Source organism: Streptosporangium sp. NPDC003464 (assembly GCF_053588315.1).
In genome coordinates this window covers 1-1,194 of the sequence record NZ_JBSFPS010000567.1, presented here as the reverse complement: position 1 = coordinate 1,194, position 1,194 = coordinate 1, and the positions used below count along the sequence as shown (strand labels likewise).

The 1,194-nt window shown below is 66.2% G+C and carries 2 protein-coding genes and 1 pseudogene; 1 reads left to right on the top strand and 2 read right to left on the bottom strand.

Annotation, left to right across the window (positions count from 1 at the left end; all coding sequences use genetic code 11):
- Positions 1–330, top strand: a 330-nt coding sequence (locus ACWDS7_RS48590) for a hypothetical protein (protein WP_451934845.1), incomplete at its 5' end; no start/stop codon positions are given.
- Here the strand turns inward: ACWDS7_RS48590 and ACWDS7_RS48585 are convergent.
- Together ACWDS7_RS48585 and ACWDS7_RS48580 are read right to left on the bottom strand one after the other, a co-directional pair.
- A complete protein-coding gene (locus ACWDS7_RS48585) occupies positions 331–573 on the bottom strand; it encodes a hypothetical protein (RefSeq protein WP_451934844.1) in 243 nt (80 codons plus the stop codon).
- Positions 573–1,194 (bottom strand): annotated as a pseudogene (locus ACWDS7_RS48580) (hypothetical protein); the annotation flags it as partial. The pseudogene ACWDS7_RS48580 and the gene ACWDS7_RS48585, both read right to left, overlap by 1 nt.

Below are 1,194 nucleotides of genomic sequence, written 5' to 3'. Positions count from 1 at the left end.
ACCCCGACCCCAGGCGCCGACAACTCCACCACCGTGCAGGGCAGCGGGAAGCACAGCGTGGTGTTCGAGGCCGTCGGCTCCGACGGCGCGACCTCCGCAGGGAACATCACCAGCAGCGCGAACTACCGCATCACGCAGGACAACGGGGTGCCGCTCCCCTACCGGAAAGAGCTGAAGGTCGACGAGCTGAACCACTTCTACCTGTGGGTGCAGAACGCCGCCGCCGACGGCAAGATCACCTGCCGCATCATCATCAACGGCAAAGTCGCCCGCGAAGAGGTCGAGGACGGTGCCTACGGGATATGCCGCGTCACCGCCGACAACCCCTGATCAGGATGTGAGCTGGTGCTGGGAGCCGTCCGCTTCCTTGCACCACAGATGCCCGGAGATCGCGTACAGGATCACGCCGGACGCCGGCGCCGCCGGATGTCCGGGAAGGTTCGGCAGGATCAACCCCTGCGATGCCTGCGCGTAGGCGACCCGGTTCTGCGCCGCGGTCTGCGCCTCGATAACGCCGCGGCGGATCTCTCGCAGATCATCGCCGTTGGTCTTCGGATACCGCGGTGTTCCCATCAGGCCTCCTCGAACAGGAGCTCGGCCCGCTCCTCCTGGTCGTCGCCGGCCGGGGTGTGCAGATCCATGCCGACGATCCGCCAGGTCTTGCTGAAGGTCGGCGCGCCGGAGTCGTCAAGCGAGTAGAAGTCATTCAGCAAGGTGAACCTCGCTCGGTCGCCCAGGTAGTTCGGGTTGATCGAGAAGGTGTCGTCGAAGTGGACAAGAATTCTCGGCACGGTCACCGCGCCGGAGCGGGTGTCCCGCAGCTGCTGGGCGTAGGCGTTGAGCGTGGACTGCTGGGTGACGCTGCTGTACGTCTCGGTCCGGTCGAGCAGCGGATACCCGGCGGCGAGCTGGGCGGCGTCCTCGTAGACGACGCTCATGACCGGTTCGCTGGCGGCGCCGAGGTCGTTGTTGATGGTGTCGCCCATGGTTTGCCAGGAGTTGCCGGCTTCGGTGCCGTCCTGTGGCATGGCCCAGGCCTTGATCTGGCCGGGCTGGGTGATGTCGCGGGTGATGGTGGGGGTGCCGAGGGTGGGGTAGCCCCAGACCCAGTCGTAGCGCATCTGCCCGGTGCTGGTATCGAGGCTGCTGCGGATCATGTATTCGAAGCCGTCGATGACGTTGGCCAGCTGCTCC

Bases quoted from the DNA above. Each gene is read 5' to 3' on its own strand.
- ACWDS7_RS48585 (WP_451934844.1), bottom strand. From the start codon at position 573: ATGGGAACACCGCGGTATCCGAAGACCAACGGCGATGATCTGCGAGAG.